At 64.4% G+C, this 17,256-nt stretch carries 10 protein-coding genes and 4 pseudogenes; 10 read left to right on the forward strand and 4 right to left on the reverse strand.

All coding sequences use genetic code 11. From position 1 onward, the window contains the following. The first annotated feature begins 346 nt into the window (after window positions 1–346). The 9 genes and pseudogenes from DXZ73_RS37465 to DXZ73_RS37500 all read left to right on the forward strand — a co-directional run. Window positions 347–1,330, forward strand: a complete 984-nt coding sequence (locus tag DXZ73_RS37465; protein WP_338059101.1) for an AMP-binding protein — start codon at window positions 347–349, stop codon at window positions 1,328–1,330. Beyond that, window positions 1,330–2,700: an aldehyde dehydrogenase family protein gene (locus DXZ73_RS37470; RefSeq protein WP_205519063.1), complete on the forward strand. Its 1,371-nt coding sequence runs from the start codon at window positions 1,330–1,332 to the stop codon at window positions 2,698–2,700. The genes DXZ73_RS37465 and DXZ73_RS37470 overlap by 1 nt, the downstream gene beginning before the upstream one ends. Window positions 2,701–2,916: 216 nt before the next feature. Further along, window positions 2,917–3,894 (forward strand): UDP-N-acetylglucosamine 4,6-dehydratase (inverting), encoded by a 978-nt coding sequence (gene pseB / locus DXZ73_RS37475; protein WP_205519062.1) that lies wholly within the window; start codon window positions 2,917–2,919, stop codon window positions 3,892–3,894. 87 nt (window positions 3,895–3,981) lie between these two features. Beyond that, a complete protein-coding gene (locus DXZ73_RS38625) occupies window positions 3,982–4,995 on the forward strand; it encodes a hypothetical protein (protein WP_162889895.1) in 1,014 nt (337 codons plus the stop codon). An 8-nt stretch (window positions 4,996–5,003) separates the two neighbouring features. Continuing rightward, a complete protein-coding gene (locus DXZ73_RS37480) occupies window positions 5,004–5,951 on the forward strand; it encodes an NAD-dependent epimerase/dehydratase family protein (RefSeq protein ID WP_240351670.1) in 948 nt (315 codons plus the stop codon). Next, complete coding sequence (locus DXZ73_RS37485) at window positions 5,951–6,985, forward strand: PseG/SpsG family protein (protein ID WP_162889893.1); 1,035 nt, start codon at window positions 5,951–5,953, stop codon at window positions 6,983–6,985. The genes DXZ73_RS37480 and DXZ73_RS37485 overlap by 1 nt, the downstream gene beginning before the upstream one ends. 156 nt (window positions 6,986–7,141) lie before the next feature. Beyond that, a complete protein-coding gene (locus DXZ73_RS37490) occupies window positions 7,142–7,561 on the forward strand; it encodes a YybH family protein (RefSeq protein WP_162889892.1) in 420 nt (139 codons plus the stop codon). Between the two features lie 133 nt (window positions 7,562–7,694). Then, a complete protein-coding gene (locus DXZ73_RS37495; protein ID WP_116209021.1) occupies window positions 7,695–9,149 on the forward strand; it encodes an amidase in 1,455 nt (484 codons plus the stop codon). Window positions 9,150–9,334: 185 nt separating this feature from the next. After that, a pseudogene (locus DXZ73_RS37500) lies at window positions 9,335–9,686 on the forward strand (transposase family protein); the annotation flags it as partial. A gap of 2,140 nt (window positions 9,687–11,826) precedes the next feature. Here DXZ73_RS37500 and DXZ73_RS39945 read toward each other — a convergent pair. Together DXZ73_RS39945 and DXZ73_RS37515 are read right to left on the reverse strand one after the other, a co-directional pair. After that, window positions 11,827–12,436: pseudogene (locus DXZ73_RS39945) on the reverse strand (transposase family protein); the annotation flags it as partial. Between the two features lie 819 nt (window positions 12,437–13,255). Then, entirely contained in the window at window positions 13,256–13,924 is a 669-nt protein-coding gene (locus DXZ73_RS37515; protein WP_240351018.1) for a TetR/AcrR family transcriptional regulator, read from the reverse strand. 230 nt (window positions 13,925–14,154) lie between these two features. On the opposite strand from DXZ73_RS37515, the pseudogene DXZ73_RS37520 reads away from it, so the two are divergent. Next, a pseudogene (locus tag DXZ73_RS37520) lies at window positions 14,155–15,261 on the forward strand (MFS transporter); the annotation flags it as partial. A gap of 49 nt (window positions 15,262–15,310) precedes the next feature. On the opposite strand, the pseudogene DXZ73_RS40770 reads toward DXZ73_RS37520, so the two are convergent. Beyond that, window positions 15,311–15,883, reverse strand: a pseudogene (locus DXZ73_RS40770) (helix-turn-helix domain-containing protein); the annotation flags it as partial. Window positions 15,884–16,578: 695 nt separating this feature from the next. Beyond that, entirely contained in the window at window positions 16,579–17,124 is a 546-nt protein-coding gene (locus DXZ73_RS37530; protein ID WP_116215323.1) for a Uma2 family endonuclease, read from the reverse strand. Window positions 17,125–17,256 lie beyond the last annotated feature (132 nt).

The raw sequence follows: 17,256 nt of genomic DNA on the forward strand, positions 1-17,256 counted from the left end.
CACGCCCGCCACACAATTTAGGGCAGGTAGCTCATCACTCTCAGTGCTGCATGCATGTGAGGTGCCCAGGCGGTGCTTCATTAGCGAAGGCTTAGAGTTTTGTAAAGTTCGGATCCAATACTGTGCCATCCCTCTTGAACCAAGGGCCGCCGTATTCAGTCCGCTCTTTGTGCAGGCATCAGCATACGCTGATGTGTTTTACCGAAAAAAGATACGAGCGAATTAGGGTGCGATGTCTTCACCGATTCTCGATATTACGACGGATCCGTCCCGGATCGATCCTGATGAGTATGTGCGCGAGCTCATGCAGTGGCACTTCCGCCCCGAGACCGGCTGCTCGTTCTGGTTGCGCCGCGCGGCCCGACTCGGCTTTGATCCACTCACCGATGTCAACGGCGTCGCTGACCTTGCGAAGTTCCCCAATTTCATCGACGAGTTCCGCGACACTGCGATCGAGGACCTGATTCCGCGCGGTCTCGGGCAGAGTCAGCAGATCGCCGGGATCTACGAAAGCAGTGGCACCACGGGACCGCCCAAGCGGTTCGTCATGTTCGAGGAGTGGCTCGAGGGGTTCCTCTCCTGGTGGGGTGACCGGCTGGACGAGATCGTCGCGGAGACGGGACCGCTCAACTCACTGGCTATCGTGCCGTCCGGTCCTCATATGTTCGGTGAGGTGACGACACGCTGGGCCCGCCGCTGCGGGGGCGTTAAGTTCACCGTGGACCTCGATCCCCGTTGGGTGAAGGTCCTCATTTCCCAGGGACGAACGGGGGATGCGGACGCGTACGCCGAGCACATCGTCGACCAGGCGGCACACATCCTGCGAACCCAGGACGTCGGGGTCCTGGCCACCACCCCTGCACTGCTGGAGCGCCTCGCACGCCACGCGGACCTGGTGGACCTCATCAACAAGTCGGTACGAGCGATCATCTGGTCCGGGGCGCAGATGGACGCGGACACCCGGGAACTGCTCCGCTCGCAGGTTTTCCCCGGCATCCCGCTGCTCGGCATCTACGGGAGCACCACCATCCTCGGAGGCGCGAAAGAGCGCCACGACGAGGAATTCGACGGGAACCCTGTCAGTGATCCCTTCTCGCCGTACATCTTCTTCCGCGTCGTCGACCCGGAGACGGGCGAAGAGGTCGGGTTCGGCCAGCGCGGGCAGGTCGTGATGAGCCATCTCACGAAATACGCCCTGCTGCCGAACAATCTGGAGCGCGACATGGCGACCCGGATCAAGCCGCCGGAAGGTGTGATCGGCTCCTCAGTGGCCGGAGTCGGCCCCGTGTCCACATTCGGGGGCACCCCGGTGATCGAAGGGGTGTACTGATGGCAGAGCTGGTGCATGTTGACGCGCTCGGCGCCGACGGCATCTACCGCACTCGCCGGCGCATGGACCTGACCAGCGTGTCCGGTGAGAAGATCGGCGAGATCGGCCTGGTCTCCCCTCTGTACGTGCGGCGTACGGTGGCCGCCATGCGTGAAGCGCCGGTCCCGAGCGCAACCGACCGCATCGCGATGCTGGACAAGGCTGCCGACATCTATCTGACCGGCACCATCGCAGACATGAACGCGGACCAGTACGCCCACCTGGTCTCGGTTGCCTCAGGGGTGCCGCTGTCTGTCGTCCGGGGATCGATCGCCGGGGTCGCCGACGCCTTGCGAGCGCTGCGCCATACCGCCGGGCTCGCGATGCCGATGGGGGCAGCTGCCTGCTGGGACGACCCCAGGACGGAGAGCGGCTCGGCGGTATGGACCCGCAAGGGTGATGTGTTCGCGGTGCATGCCTCCGGCAATACCCCAGGCGTGCACGGGCTGTGGCCGGAGGCGCTAGCGCTGGGCTACAAGGTGGCGGTGCGGCCCTCGAACCGTGAGCCTTTCACCGCATTCCGGCTGATCTCGGCCCTGCGGGAAGCAGGTTTCAGCGATGACAGCGTTGCACTGCTGCCCACCGATTACGAGACGGCGGATGTGATCATCGCCGAGGCGGACTACGCCATGGTCTATGGCGGCCAGGACGTGGTCGACAAGTACGCCGGCAATCCGCGGGTACTGCCGCAGGGCCCCGGCCGGTCCAAGATCCTGGTCACCAAGGACGTCGACTGGCGCGACAAGGTCAGCCTGATCGCCGACGCGGTGAGCTACCTCGGCGGTACTGCATGCGTGTGCACCACCTCGGTGCTCATCGAAGGTGATCCCGCTCCGCTCGCGGAAGCACTGGCGGACAGGCTCTCCCAGATACCGAGCCTCGCAGCTGAAGATCCGGCGGCGGTCCTGACAGTCCAGCCGTGCGAACAGGCCGAAAAGATCGACCAGTATCTGCACACGGTCGCCGAGGGAACCCGCCCATGGCTCGGAGGGGACTCCATCGTCGACGAACTGCCCGCCGGCGGGGCCGTCCTGCGACCCGCCGTACACGAAGTCCGGTCGCCGGACGCCTCCCAGCTCAACGTCGAACTGCCGTTTCCCTGCGTATGGGTGGGACCGTGGGCACCGGAGGACGGGATCGCCCCGCTGAAGCGGTCCCTGGTCGTGACCGCGATGACCGAAGACCGGCAGCTGATCGAGGACCTGCTGCGCGAGCCGAGCATCACCAATGTGTACCTCGGCGACACCCCGACGACCTTGATGCTGCCCGGAGTTCCACACGACGGATACCTCGGGGAGTTCCTCATGCGGACCAAGGCAGTGATCCGGTAGCCCCGCGAGGGGCACGTGTCCGTGTGGCCGGGCCGGAGCAGGTCTCCAGCCAGCCTACGGGCAGAGCGCTGCGGCATCTGGTGCGCCGGGCGCGGGAACCGCCAGCGTACTCATCCCGCATTCCTGAAAGTGATGTCACGTTTTCGGCGTGGTCACAGACATATCCGCCCTGGTCTCGTCAGTGCGGAACAATGAAAATTTCGAGCCGAGGTAAAATTGTCAACGAATGAATTCGCCGACAGTGTCATCTTGATCACCGGAGGGACGGGGTCCCTGGGGAAAAAGTTTATCGAGCATGCGCTGGCAAAGCTGGGGCCGCGTTCGGTTATCGTATATTCCCGCGATGAGCTCAAGCAGTTCGAGCTGCGAGAACACTTCGGCCGGGATCCGCGGCTGAGGTGGATGATCGGAGACATCCGGGACCGTGAGCGGCTGTGCAAGGCCATGCACGGTGTCGACTTCGTGGTCCACGCCGCAGCGCTCAAGCAGGTCGACACGGCCGAGGTGAATGCGTACGAATACGTGCGCACCAACGTGACCGGTTCGCAGAATGTGATCGACGCAGCCGTTGGTGCTGGGGTTCGCAAGGTGGTCGCCCTGTCCACGGACAAGGCGTCCAGTCCGGTCAATCTCTACGGTGCCAGCAAGCTGTGTGCGGACAAGCTGTTCACCTCGGCCAATCTGGATTCGCGCAACCAGGCGACCAAATTCAGCGTGGTGCGTTACGGTAATGTGCTGGGCAGCCGGGGTTCAGTGATCCCGTTCTTCCGCAGGCTGGCAGCCGAGGAAAAGTCGCTGCCGATCACTGACAAGCGGATGACCAGGTTCTGGATTACGCTTGACCAGGCAGTGGAATTCATTGTCAGCTCGTTCAGCTCTATGCAGGGTTCCGAGCTCTTCGTCCCGAGAATCCCAAGCATGCGAGTCGTCGACCTGGTAGAGGCCATTGCGCCGGGAGCAGCCACTCATGAGGTGGGCCTGCGGCCGGGGGAAAAGCTCCACGAGGAGATGATTTCCACGGTCGACGCTGTCCGGACGTTCAAACGCGGCGACCGTTACATCATGCTGCCGCAGTCCGGCCTGCTCGACGGAGATATGCCGACGGACGGCCGCCTGCCGGACGGGTTCAATTACCAGTCCGACACCAACGACCAGTGGCTGTCGGTGGCAGATATCCAAGAACTCATCGCCTGACGCCCGCAACGGCGAATTTGAGCACTCATTTCGTACATCTTTTTCCGGACAAGGAGATCCGTTCAGTTGACTTGCGAAGAGATCGACATGAATCAGCGCATTGAAATCTACAAGGCAGCCTCCTCGCGGGCAGCTGACCGGCTGGCGCAGAGCCAGCGCCCCGACGGCTCGCTGCCGTCATCCCGCGAGGTGATCGAGTCCTCCTACAAGGGAATCTGGGCACTGCAGTGCGCCGGTAAGACAACCGAAGCTGCGCGGCTTGCGACCTACGTGCGCTCACATCTCGCCGCTGACGGCGATGTGCCCTCGCCCCGTCAGGAACCTTACTTCCTCGACATCCACTACCTGTACGCCAACGGCTACCTGGCTATCGGGACGCACCTGCTCGGCCAGTTCGACCTGTCCGAACGATTCATGTCCTTCATCGCCACCATGCAGAACCCGGCCCATGGCGGGTTCCGCTCGGTGGGCCCGCGGGCCAGCGACGGGCACTGCGACACCGTCTCGACCAGCATCAGCGGGCTCGCCGCGCTGTTCCACGGGAAGCAGGACGTAGCCCTGGCCGCGGCCGATTTCATTGCTGACCTGTGGAATTGCCAGCCCGGCCGCACATCGGTGTTCTACACCTCGGCTACCGCCGAGGGCGAACTGCTGACCACATACGATGCCCACCACCTGAACGTCCAGAAGCCAGGACAGGACTGGTGGTTCCTGGGAGCCCCGGCCGTGTTCCTGACTGCGCTCTACGAGAAGACCGGCGATACCAGGCACCTCGCACTGGCGCACGACCTGATGACCTACATGGTGCAGTCGTGCAACCCGGATGCACTCCTGCACCCGTCATGCGGCAAGGTAGGACTGAGCGCCGCAATGCTGTTCCGCCTCACGGGCGAGTGCCACTACGCGGAACTCGCTGTCCAGATCGCCGATCTGATTGTGCACAACCAGGACCCCCAGGGCGTATGGACGCGGGACAAGTGGTTCCACGGCACCGACTGGGACAGCACGACCGACCTGATCTGGTACGACCTGGATATGTCGCTCGAGTACGTGCTGTGGCTCGACCTCATCGCCCGCGAGCTGGCCAGCGCGGGTGCGTGACGGGCGCCATGCGAGTTGTGGTGACCGGGGCAACCGGATACCTGGGTCTCAGCGTCGTCGCCGCGTTGTCGGCTGCCGGACATGAGATCGTGGCGCTCTCCAGGACCAGCCGATCCGACTGGCCGCCTGGTGTACACGGTCATACCGCGGACCTCGCCGACCACGAATCGACGGGCCGCGCGCTGCGCGGAGCAGACGCGGTGTGCCACCTGGCGGCACTGATGCGGGTCCGCTCACCCCTCGCTGTGGGCGACTACTACCGCACCAACGTCGCCGGCACCGTACACCTGCTCGACGCGATGGTCGCAGAGCACGCCCGCACCGGTCACCCGATGCGCATGGTGTTCCTGTCCAGTGCCGCCGTCTACGGCACCGGACAGGAACGGCCCCTGCAGGAAACCGATCCGGCAACGCCGACAGGGGTGTACGGCCGCACCAAGCTCGCCGCCGAGCACGCGGTCGACAGCTATGCCCGCACCGGCGCGCTCGGCGCGGTCACCCTCAGGCTGTTCAACGCCGCCGGAGTCACCCCTGAAGGCAAGGCTCCCGGCAGCAACGCACTGATACCCCAGGTGCTGGACTGCGCAGCCTACGGCCGCACCCTGCGCGTCCACGGTGACGGCAACGCGATCCGGGACTTCGTCCACATCGCCGACGTCGTCGACGCAGTCAGCCTGGCACTGGACGCCGCAACGCCGGGCACGGCACAGACATACAACATCGGTGCCGTGCCGGCCAGCGTGAATGAAGTCATCGACACCGCACAACAGATCTCCGGCCGCAGCATCACCGTCGACCACCAGCCGGCCCACACCAACGAGGTGACCTGCTCGATCGCGGACGCACGGCAGGCCATCAAACATCTGGGATGGACCCCGAAACACTCCAGCCTCGAGGCCATGATCAGCGATCACTGGCAGCGAGTCCACGCTCAGCACGTTGCAGAGGGCGGATAATGGCAGACAGCCAAGTACTGGCCCTGCGCGCCGACGCCACACCTGATATCGGCACAGGGCACATCATGCGCTGCATCGCCCTGGCACAGGAGGCGGCCGCACGCGGAATGCGTCCGGTCCTGCTCGGGACGTGCGAGGTGCCCTGGCTGACAGAAGTCCTGGCCGCCACGCCAGTCACAGTGATGGACGCGCCGGACACCGCCGAAGGCCTCCGTATGTGCCTGAGGACGCTGGCACCCGCGGCTGTCGTGGTCGACGCCTACCACATACCCACGGCGCACTATCGCGCGGCTGCGACGGCCGCCCCGGTCATCGCAGCCTACGACGGCGAGATACGACACGCCTGCGCCGATGTGCTCTACGACCAGAACATTGGCGCCGACCGCTCCAATCCGCCCCCCACCAACGGCGGGCTGCTGCTGCGCGGACCCGCCTTCGCCGTCATCCGCGACAACATCCGGGCACTACGCCCCGCCGACCCGGTGCAACAGGTACTGAGCCGAGCGGCAACACCAACACCACGTGTGCTGCTGGTTCTCGGCGGCACCGACGTCCGCCGCGCCGCGCGGAAACTCACAAAAGCATTGCTGCAGATCCCGGCCCTGCACCTGACTGTGGTGACCGAAGACAGCGCTGGTGTGCGCGCTCTGCCAGTTGCCCCGGGGCAGCAGCTGGACGTCATCGCCCCCACACCCGTACTGCCGCAGACGATGGCAGGAATGGACCTGGTGATCAGCGCGGCCGGGACCACCACGATCGAGCTGTGCTGCCTGGGCGTGCCTGCAGCGCTGATCCAGGTCGTCGACAACCAGAAGCCGGTCTACGAAGGGGCGGTTTCCCACCGGTGCGCCGAAGGCCTCGGTTCCATCAGCGAAGTGCTCGCACACCCGGCCACCATGGCGCAGCACGTGCGTGATCTGCTCGCCCAGCCCGCCAGACGCGCGGAACTCGCCCAGCGTGCCTGGCAGATGGTCGACGGCCTCGGAAGACAGCGGATTCTCGAAACCGTGACAGGTGCCGCAGCAGCCAGGTAACGAACCTGTTCCAAGGCGGAGCCCGTGTGGCATCCCCCCGAGCCCTCGCAACACCCCGGCTCGCCAACACTCCCCGCCACAAACAGAGGCCCACCCCAAAGTGCCCTTGCCGTCGCACCCAGCCGACAGCTTCACACCAAAGGAGAGTACATTTCAGTGACCACCCCTTCCCACCCCTCCACCGGACCGGCTACGCCCAGGACGCCGCTCACCGATCCGACGATGATCGGCCATCGTTTCAACGAGCTCTGCAACGCCGGCGCACTCAACGAACTGGTCGCCCTGTACGAGCCCGACGCCGTCATCGTCGATGAGTCCGGCCAGATACACCGCGGCACCCTCGAAATCCGCGCCTTCTTCTCCGAGATGCTGGAGATGCAGCCGACCGTGCAAACCCTTGCCGCCCAGGTCATCGTGAACGCAGACCTCGCCCAGAGCAGCACCCACTGGCAGTGCGACACCACAGCACCTGACGGCACCCCCATCCGCATGGAAGCGCAAGCCTCGGAACTGTTCCGCAGGCAACCCGACGGAACATGGCGTGTACTGATCGACAACCCCTGGGGCGCACGATAGCCCCGCTCATCCGCCCCCGGAGACCCCCGGCTGTCCGGCACCTTCCGGACGGACAAGTGACACGTATTCCCCCTCACTACGCCACATGACCAGCCACCTGTCCCTACCCCGACGCGGAATGAGCACGCGACAAATGAACAACGACATCTGCTGGACCTCTGCCAGCGACCTCGCGGAGGCGATCCGCAACGGCGACCTGTCTGCCACCGAAGTGGCCAGCGCCATGGTGGCGCGGATCGAAGACGTGAACCCGGCCGTCAACGCGTTCGTGAGTTTCGATCCCGAGCAGGTCCTTGCCGACGCGCGCGCTCTCGACAAGCGGCAGGCAGACGGAGAGGAGCTCGGTCCGCTGCACGGTGTTCCGTACTCCATCAAGGAACTCACCGCGATGAAAGACCTGCCTCTCACGCTCGGCCTGGCCCCCCTGAAGGGAAACCTTGGGGCACGAGACGCGGCGTTCGTCACGCGGATGCGGGGGGCTGGCGGGCTGTTTCTCGGCAAGACCAACGCACCCGAGTGTGCCTACTACGGCGGGACCGACGGCCACCTCTACGGCCCGACGCACAATCCGTGGAAACACGGGTACAGCGCGGGCGGGTCCAGCGGCGGCGCGGCGGCAGCCGTCGCCGCAGGTATGGGTCCGCTCGCGGAAGGCAGCGACGGCGCGGGCTCGGTCCGCATCCCGGCAGCCCTGTGCGGTGTCGTAGGAATGAAACCCTCGATGGGCCGCGTTCCGCAGTCCATGCTGCCGGGCCGCTTCTACACCTGGGCCCACCACGGCCCCATCACACGGACCGTGCGCGACGCCGCACTGATGATGAACGTGGTCGCGGGACCCGACACGGAAGACCCGCTGAGCCTGCCTGCCGACGGTACCGACTACCTGACGGAAATCGGCAAGGACCTCAAGGGCTGGCGGGTCGCCTGGTCCCCGGACCTCGGGCTCGGCTACATCGACCCCGAGGTCGAGCGAATCTGCCGGGATGCAGCGGGCGCATTCGAGCAACTCGGCGCCACCGTCACGGAGGCGACCCCAGCGTGGGGGAACCCCGAAGAAGCGATGTGGCACGGCGTCTGGCTCCACGGGTACGCGTCCGTGTACGACATGCTCGACTGGGAGTCGATGCAGGGCCAGGTCGACGACAACCTGATCGCGCTGATGAAGGAAGCCAAGACACTGACCGCCATCGACATAGGCCGGGCAGATGTTCTCCGCGGCGCAACATGGGACGCATTCGCAGGATTCATGCACGAATACGACATCCTCGTTTCCCCCACCCTGTCGTCGGCCACGTTCCCCTTGGAACAGTTCGCACCCGACTGGCTGGCCGGTGAGCCACTGCGACGCCAGCTGTTGGGCTGGCTGCTCACCTACCCTTTCAACATGACCGGGACACCAGCGATCACCGTGCCCGCCGGATTCACCGCAGACGGCCGCCCCGTCGGCCTCCAGATCGCCGGACGGCTACACGCCGACGCCTCGGTACTGCGTGCAGCAGCGAACTTCGAATCGGTACGTCCCTGGGCGGCTCGTCGACCGGAAAACCATCCCGAAGCTACGCGAGACGAGAACGCTCAGAACGTCTAGCCACGGCGGCGTCAACTGCCTTCACGACACCGGCCTGAACCTGCTTGGTTTTTCAGAGCAGAGCAATCAGCAGTCCGGGCTCGCCACCGGTCAGGCTCAGGCTCCAGGTCACCTCCTCGCCGCCGGCGAGGGGAGTCAACGAGATGTCTGACGATTGAACTCCCGGCCAGAGAGCCCTGTTGGTCGCCCACCCCGACGGTACTTCGTTGTGGTTTTCCCGCGCACTGCCGGGACGGACGCACGATCTGACCGCCGCCCGCGTGCACGGGATCGTCCAGACATGTCCGACCAGGGGGATCCTGGCCGACCGGGCATACCAGGGCGCTGGCGCGACCGTCCGCACCTGCTACGGACACCGTGAACTCCCCGAGCACTGCAAGAGGTTCAACCGTGTCCATGCCCGCCTCCGGGCACCCGGCGAATGCGCCTTCGCCCGGCTGAAGACCTGGCGCGCCCTCCGCCGGATGCTCCACCAACCGGATCGGAACCATCACCCAAGCTGTCCACACCCTCCGCACCTGCGAAAACGGAGGATGAGAGAGATTCGGTCAGGAAAGTCCCAGGCTTGACTGAGGGACCGTAAGAGCCGTAAATGGTGTCCTGTAAGGGCTCGTAACGGGATCTTGTTGAGTTTGGATGGTCAGCCGTGACGTCAGGGGCGCCTCGGCAGTTTGTGACGGCGTGAGCAAGCGGCCGCGGATCGTGGACGATAAACTCTGGGCAGTGATCGAGCCGTTGCTCCACTATGGCCCGAGCGGGCTCCGGGTCCGCGGCCGGTGTCCGACAGACTGTGCCTGGAGGGCATCGTCTGCTGGAGACGCCTCAACAAGTACAGACCACGATCCTGTTACGAGCTCTTAGCTAAGCGGTATTTCCCACCAACCTGCCGGGAGTATGAGAAACCTCAGTATCCCTTCGGTGGTCGGTTCGGGTCCGCTTGTTGAACCTTGGCTGTCAGATTACTGCCGTCGCTGTTCACTTTATAGATGGTGATGATGTAGTTGATTCCGGCTGCGGCAGAGGCTACGGGATCGTAGATTTTTTCGGATGTCCCGGCCTGGTGGTATCGCGCGAAGGTCTGCGGAATTGCCTGGATCATACCGCGGGAGCACATTCCCGGATATCCATCGGGCGCCTTTCCGCCACCATATAGTTCAGGAGTGTTCCGGGCATTGCTGTCCGTAGTGTTAATCTGCCATTGTGGCGAGTTGAGCGCTGTCTCGCGCTGGGCGATGGTGAGCATGCCCGGGAGCCAATGAGTCTCCGGATGCCCCATGATCCGCAGAGCTTCTTTGATGTAGCCGGTGCATGCGGCGTGGCCGGAGTCCCATGAGCCTTTTCCGGAGAAGTCGATCTGGTCAGCCCCGATACTGCCGGAAGCGCTGGCGCTTCCACTGCGGATGTCAAACCCGTACTTCTCCGCAAGCTTGCGGAGGGATTGCTGCCCAGGTATGCCATCCGCAGCGGTTCCGCTGTATCCGAGAGATTTCTGCCAGCGGCTGTAAGCGCTCTTCGTCTTTTCGCCAAAGGCATCCCCATCATCGGAGAAGTCGATGTTGCCGAATTCCTTTATGAGGGCCTCACGTACCAGGCGTGTACTGGCTGGCCACTTCTCGGGTGAGCTCCCGACATTTGCCAGGACCCATGGCCTCTCCACAGACACAGGAGCAGTAGGCTTTCCCTCCGAATCGGTTTCGGTTCCCGGATACTCTCCTCTGACCTCGAACCCGTATTTTGCCCCCAGTGCGGTCAAGGACGTCCTCCCGGGTATGCCGTCTGCGTCGGCTCCGGAGTACCCCAAGGACTCCTGCCAGCGTGCGTACGCCTCTTTGCTCTTCTCCCGGTACTCCCCTTTATCGGAGGAGAGATCTATATCCGGGAACTCCTTCTTCAGGGCAGACTGGATCAGCCTGGTGTCATTCGGCCACTTGTGCGGAGCTGATCCAGCATCGGCCCATACCCAGGGCTTCCCTGTAACCGGGGGCGGGACATCCCCCTTACCGCCCTCCGCTGCCGCCACCCCGCCGAATTTAGGGTCTGCGGATACGAGGCCGTCCGCATATTCGGGATAGCCGTACCCGTAGGTATATACATCACGGCGGCCGCGTTTCTTAAGGTAGACGCCGTCACCTTCGGCCGAGCCGGAAGTGTTGGTATTCCCTTCGACCGTATATATGTAATCCGCGTCGTACTTATAGACGAGGCCGACATGGGAACCCCCGTTGGGGCCGTAGAAAACCATGGCCCCAACGGCCGGATAATAGCTGAATCTTCCCTTGTTCTTGTACCAGTTAACCGCCGTCATGCATGATGCAGTCACAGGCGCAAGAGGCTTCAGGCCGACCTGCTGGAACGCCCATGACTGAAACGTCTGACACCAGGCCTGGTTCTGACTCCATTCCAGGCCCGGCACGGCCGGGGAGAATTTTTGCCAGTTATTGTAGTGGCCGTTCGAGTACCCTTCTTTATATCCGACCTCGGCTTTTTGAACAAGAATTACCTGATCCGCTTGGCTCATGATGCTGCCTTCCTGCGTCCTGATTTCCGATCCTGAGCGCCTGAGATTTCCGGACTGTAGTCCGGTGCCCTGTGGTCGCATATTGGGCTGAAACTGGCGGGTTTTCTGTTCGCTGGCCAGGTGTGAGTGAACCTGTTTCATCCTGTTGTTCTCGCCGGTCAGGATGAGGGCGTGGATGGCGGCAACGATGGTTCCGATGCGGTTGGTCGAGCAGCGGGTCGGTGGGGGATCCGTCAGGTCTTGAGTCCGGGCGAAGATGCGTTCGCCCGGGGTTCGGAGTCTTGCGTGGTTGCGGTTGAACCGGTGGTAGTGGTCAGGGAGTTCGCGGTGCCCGTGGCAGGGGGTGCGGATGGTTGAGCCGGCGCTACGGTAGGCGCGGTTGGCCAGGGCAAGGATCTGCCGGGTGCGACAGGCCTGGACAATGCCGTGCGCACGGGCAGCGGTCAGGCCGTGGGTCCGGCCCGGCAGGGCACGGGAGAACCGCAGCAGCGTCCCGTCTGGGCGGGCGTTGACCTGCACGTTCATGCCGCGTCTCTTGTGCTTCTGTGAGTAGCACGGCTTGTCCGCGGCGGTCCGGTCGGCGGGAATGAGGGTGCCGCCGACGATGACGAAGTCGCCTTTGCCCAGCCCTGCCAGGGCCTCGTGCAGGCCCGGCGCCCAGTCGGCCAGGACCTTGGGTCTCGTCCACGTACCGCCACGCTGTCGTGGTCTATACCCCGAAACCACCTGCGACCTGCACGAACATCTCGTTCTTCCGTGGATGCGCCAGCACACCGCAACGACGAGGGGCTTCGCCACGTCACCCGTACCCCGCCTGACCAGCCCTTTCGACCCTTACGGCACAGGGTGAAACGGGTTCAGTAACGAAACCTGCGCGCTCGTAGGGCGGTTCGAAAGTTTCCTCACAGGTGGGAAACGTATCTTCAGCGTGTAGGCGAATAGTGACATACCGCCATGAGGTGGTCAATGGGGAGTGGAAAATCTGCGGGCGGTTGTCTGCGTGGCAGGCCGGCCCGATTGTGGGCTCAGTGGGTGCAGCGGTCGTCGATTGCTGTTGTTGGTTGGTCTTCTGGTAGCAGTCGAAAGGCTCTTGGGCGTTTCCCTGGTGTGTGGACACTCTGGACACTGGATTGGGTTGGCCAGAGGGAGCAGGAACCCCTTGTAGGGAAGACCACCCGGCTGGAATCAAAGCAGACGCGGTTGCCATGCCGGTTGCATCTTGGGGCAAGCGGCAGCGAGCCAGCCGCGGTAGGCCGGCGAAGGCATCGTTCGGCGCTGGAGATGGTTGCGGGCCAAGCCCTGAAGCGCTTCGGGGCAGCGGTGAGTGGGATGTTCTTGGCCTGGCGGGTCGGCTTGAGGCCAGTGGTCTCGGGGGTCGCGACCGCCGTGGCGAGTACCGGAAGGTCTCCCGCGTGATGGCGCGTTTGAGGAAGCAGATGATCTCCTTCTTCGTCCGCCCGGTGCCGGTTTGACGGGCGATGCCGGCACGGGTGTGCTGGTCGCGGACCATCCGGACGAGGTGCGGTCATCCGCGGTCCTGTCAAGATTCCGGCCGGAATCCTGTTGAGCCGTGCGTTCGGGGTGACTCCTACTCGTGTTGCGCTGTCGCCGTTCCCAGGGTGGGCATGGTCTTGAGGACCTGTTCCATGTCCAGTGAGGGTGTTGCGATGGGGTGGGCAGCGGTGGCACGGCATCCGTCCAGCAGGAAGGCCAGGTGCCGGCGCCAGGCGTCGGGAGCGACAGCAGCTGTGGCTTTGATGATGGAAATGCTGGACCAGATCACGAACGTCAGATCCTGCGGGGTGAAGTCGGCGCGCAGGCTGCCGTCCTGTTGTGCGCGGGCGATGATGCGGCTGGTTCGTTCGTAGCTTTGCGCGCATGCCTGGCGGAGTTCCGGGGTGTCGGGAAGACGCCGGGATAGCAGGTCGCTCAGGCCGCGGTCGCAGGCCTGCCGTTCGCAGAGCCTGGCCAGGTACCAGACGAACCCTTCCCAGGGGGCGCATTCGAGGGCCCGGTCGGCGTCCTCGATCTGCGCGGCGAATTTGGCGGGATAGAACGCTGCAATCAGGTCGTCCCGTGAGGGGAAGTGGTTGTAAAGCGTGCCGATGCTCACCCCGGCGCGCCGGGCGATCTCCTCCAGCGGCACGTCCAGTCCTCGCTCGGTGAAGACGTCCATGGTGGCGTCGATCAGCTTCTCGCGGTTGCGCTGCGCGTCTCGCCGCTTGGCGCGGGCCTTCGGTGTCGCATCAGTACTCATGCCCCTCATTCCACCCCGTCAGACCTAACTTGAGACTCCCTTCAATTTAGCGTACGGTCGCCGGGCATAGAAGTTGAGGGTTCCCTCAAGTTATTGGTGTGATCAAAGCAAGGGCAGGGAGAGAACGTATGGAAGGCCGCCGATCCGCGGGGGAGTCCCTGCAGGCACAAGGGGGAGACGGGCATCCGCGCCGCTGGTACATCCACGGCGCCGTGGTGGTCAGCCTGCTGATGGTCATCATCGACACGACCATCCTGAACGTGGCGCTCAAGACCATCGCCGACCCGGTACAAGGGCTGGGCGCGACACAGGGACAGCTTCAATGGGCGATCAACGCCTACATCCTGGTCTTCGCCGGACTCCTGTTCACTTTCGGCGTGCTCGGTGACCGCATCGGACGCAAGCGCGTACTGCTGGGCGGCATGCTGGTCTTCGGAATAGGGTCACTGCTGGCCTCGTTCGCACAGGCCCCCGGGACGCTGATGTGGACGCGCGCGTTGATGGGCATCGGCGGTGCGGCGATCATGCCGCAGACCCTGGCGATCATCACGAACGTCTTCGGCGCGCGTGAACGAGGTAAGGCCATTGCACTGTGGGGCGCGGCGATCGGCACTTCTGTGGCGATCGGCCCGGTGATCGGAGGGCTGCTGCTCGAGCACTTCTGGTGGGGCTCGGTCTTCATCGTCAATATCCCCATCGTCATCCTCGGGCTGGCAGTGGTGGCCATCCTGGTCCCCGAGATCAGGAGCGCAGCAGGCGGCTTCGACCCGATCGGTGTGGTGCTGTCCTTCGTCGGGCTGGTGGCTGTCATCTGGGGGATCGTCCATGGCGGCGAGAGTTCCGACTGGCTGAACCCGGCAGTGGCCGTCTCGATCGCGGGCGGCCTGGCTGTACTGGCGGTGTTTGCCTGGCACGAGACACGCACCCGCTTTCCGGCCTTCGACGTCCGGCTGTTCCGCGACGCCCGGCTGTCCGCAGCGGTCGGTGCGATCTCACTGGGATTCTTCGCGGTCGGCGGGGTGTATTTCTTCATCTCGATCTACCTCCAGTCCGTACGCGGGCTGACTCCGCTGCAGGCGGGCATGATGATGCTCCCGTTCGCCCTGGCCCAACTTGCCCTGGCGCCGCGCAGTGTCGCGCTCGGCCAGCGGTTCGGTGCCAAGGCTGTGGTCGTCGCAGGCCTGAGCATGACTGCTCTCGCGATCCTGCTCATGCAACTGGTGAACGTCCACTCGTCGCCGTGGCTGCTTGCGGTGGTCTTCCTCCTGTGGGGAGCAGGCATGGCCAATGTGGTGCCACCTGCTACGAACGCCATCATGGGCGTGCTGCCGTCGGCCAAGGCGGGCTCGGGCGCCGCCCTGACCAACACCGCGCAGGAGGTCTCCATCGCCCTTGGGGTCGCCGTGCTGGGCTCATTGCCGGGGGGTGTCCGCGCCGGCCCCAAGGTGTGTCCTCTGGGGGGCGGCGGGTGAAGCCTGCCTTGTCCTCGAAGCAGATGTAGCCCCCGCAGGGTCGCCCGGGCTTTTTTACCTTCGCCCAGGTCGACTCCTTCCATACCTTCACGGCCTGCTCATCACGCTCGGCCACCCGCCGTGCAGGCACCTGCGGGGAGAAACTGAGCCGGCGTATCAACCGGGTGGCGCCCGAGACGCTGCAGGAGACGTGGAACTTCTTGCCGATCAGCGTGGTCATCCGGCTGGCGGTCCAGACCTGGTCTTCCACCCAGCCGTGGGCGGCCGGACCCTGCTCGAGACACGCGGCGAGTTTGTCCAGGCGGCGCGGCGGGAGACGGCACCATGGTCTGCTCGGACCACGCGAGGCCAGAACGGCAGCTCCGCCACCCCGCCACATCTGATGCCACTGGTAGGCCGGCTTCCGGCTCACCCACAGCCGCCGCGCCACCTCCGACGGCTTGGCCTTCTGCTCGAACAACTCGGCCGCCTGCAACCGTGCGGTTTCCGGTGTGGAGGCGGGGCTGGTTGCGCTTGACGGTGAGCAGGTAGTGGGCCTCCTTCCGCTCGACCCAGGAACTTCGCGTGTGCGCGCTGGGCGTGCAGGGCGTCGGTCATCACCACGACGCTGGTGAGGCTGAGAGGATCCAGAAGGGCGGCGAAGCAGGTGATCTCGTTGCTCCTGCCCGGCACCCGCAGCTGGGTGACGGTCTGTCCGGTGCCGGTCACAGCGGCCAGCAGGTGCACTGCCGGCGCGTCATCGGTCCGTGAGCCCAGACTGGCCAGGCCCCCGGGGCACACCGCGAGCAGGACGTGGTGGATGGTCGAGGTGCTGGGCGCCCGTTGTACGGCAAGGGGTCCGGTGGCACGGACACCGAGGCGGGCCAGGGCATGCTGCGGTGCACTGCGGGCCCACTGCCCGGCCGAGAGGTAGGAGCGGGCGTCGGCGAGGGGCGGGCAGAGTCCGCAGCCGTCCCTCCAGCCCCGCGATCCGTGTTGACGCGTGGGTGACTTCACCAGGCAGATGGTGACAGAGTGACGGTACATCGGGGCTCCGGTTCAGCAGGGCGACTTGGACGGGCACCTGCTTCAAACGGAGCCCCGTTGTTGATGAGACGGCCCGACCCGCCATCGTCACAACGCTGTGACCAGCACACTCACATGACCACCACGACCATGAACCAACCCTGGCTGTAGCGCAGGTCAATATTGCAGGAGACGGCTGGTGTCGAGGGTGAAGGAGAACGGCGCCGGGATGTGGATGTCCTCCCCGAACGCAGCATCTTCCCTCTGGCGGTAGCGTCCGTTCTCGGGCTCGCTGAACAGGGCGACGGTCTTCTCGCGGGCATCCACGATCAGGTAGAGAGGGATGCCCATTAGAGGGTAGTCGCGGACCTTGCCGACCCAGTCGTTCTCAGGGTTGGAAGGGGATACGATCTCGACAGCGATCAGAGCCAGTTCAGCAGGGATCTCATTGTTCTCCCCTTCAGGGACATCTTCGGGGAGAATCGTCAGGTCAGGAGTCCGCGATTTCCCTGTCTGGGGGGATGCGAGTCCGCTGTTCTGGCTGGCAAAGTGGTCTGCAGGAACATAGCCGGCGAACTGTCGGGCCACCTGGTCAAGATTCCGCTGATGGATGGCCGACGGGGCCGCCTGCATGATGATGATTTCACCAGAGAACTCGACTTTAACGTTCTCCGGAGCGATCCTGCGGGTTTCCTCGATCAGTTCGAGGTGCTTCGGGTTCATGGTGTTCTCCAAGAGGCGGCGTTGATCAGGAGAGGCGCTTCCACCGTACAGCGGGAGGTCTACGGTGAGCGTTGTCAACTTGGCTGAAGCGCTGGGCGGGGGCAAAATTGTGGATTTGATCGTCTCTGGGAG

It is taken from the genome of Streptoverticillium olivoreticuli subsp. olivoreticuli (genome assembly GCF_003391135.1).
GTDB classification, from domain to species: Bacteria; Actinomycetota; Actinomycetes; order Streptomycetales; family Streptomycetaceae; genus Streptomyces; species Streptomyces blastmyceticus.

Excerpts from the sequence above, each read along its gene's own strand:
- DXZ73_RS37470 (WP_205519063.1), top strand. The coding sequence starts at position 1,330 with ATGGCAGAGCTGGTGCATGTTGACGCGCTCGGCGCCGACGGCATCTAC.
- DXZ73_RS38625 (WP_162889895.1), top strand. The coding sequence starts at position 3,982 with ATGAATCAGCGCATTGAAATCTACAAGGCAGCCTCCTCGCGGGCAGCT.
- DXZ73_RS37480 (WP_240351670.1), top strand. The coding sequence starts at position 5,004 with ATGCGAGTTGTGGTGACCGGGGCAACCGGATACCTGGGTCTCAGCGTC.
- DXZ73_RS37485 (WP_162889893.1), top strand. The coding sequence starts at position 5,951 with ATGGCAGACAGCCAAGTACTGGCCCTGCGCGCCGACGCCACACCTGAT.
- DXZ73_RS37495 (WP_116209021.1), top strand. The coding sequence starts at position 7,695 with ATGAACAACGACATCTGCTGGACCTCTGCCAGCGACCTCGCGGAGGCG.
- DXZ73_RS37515 (WP_240351018.1), bottom strand. The coding sequence starts at position 13,924 with ATGAGTACTGATGCGACACCGAAGGCCCGCGCCAAGCGGCGAGACGCG.
- DXZ73_RS37530 (WP_116215323.1), bottom strand. The coding sequence starts at position 17,124 with ATGAACCCGAAGCACCTCGAACTGATCGAGGAAACCCGCAGGATCGCT.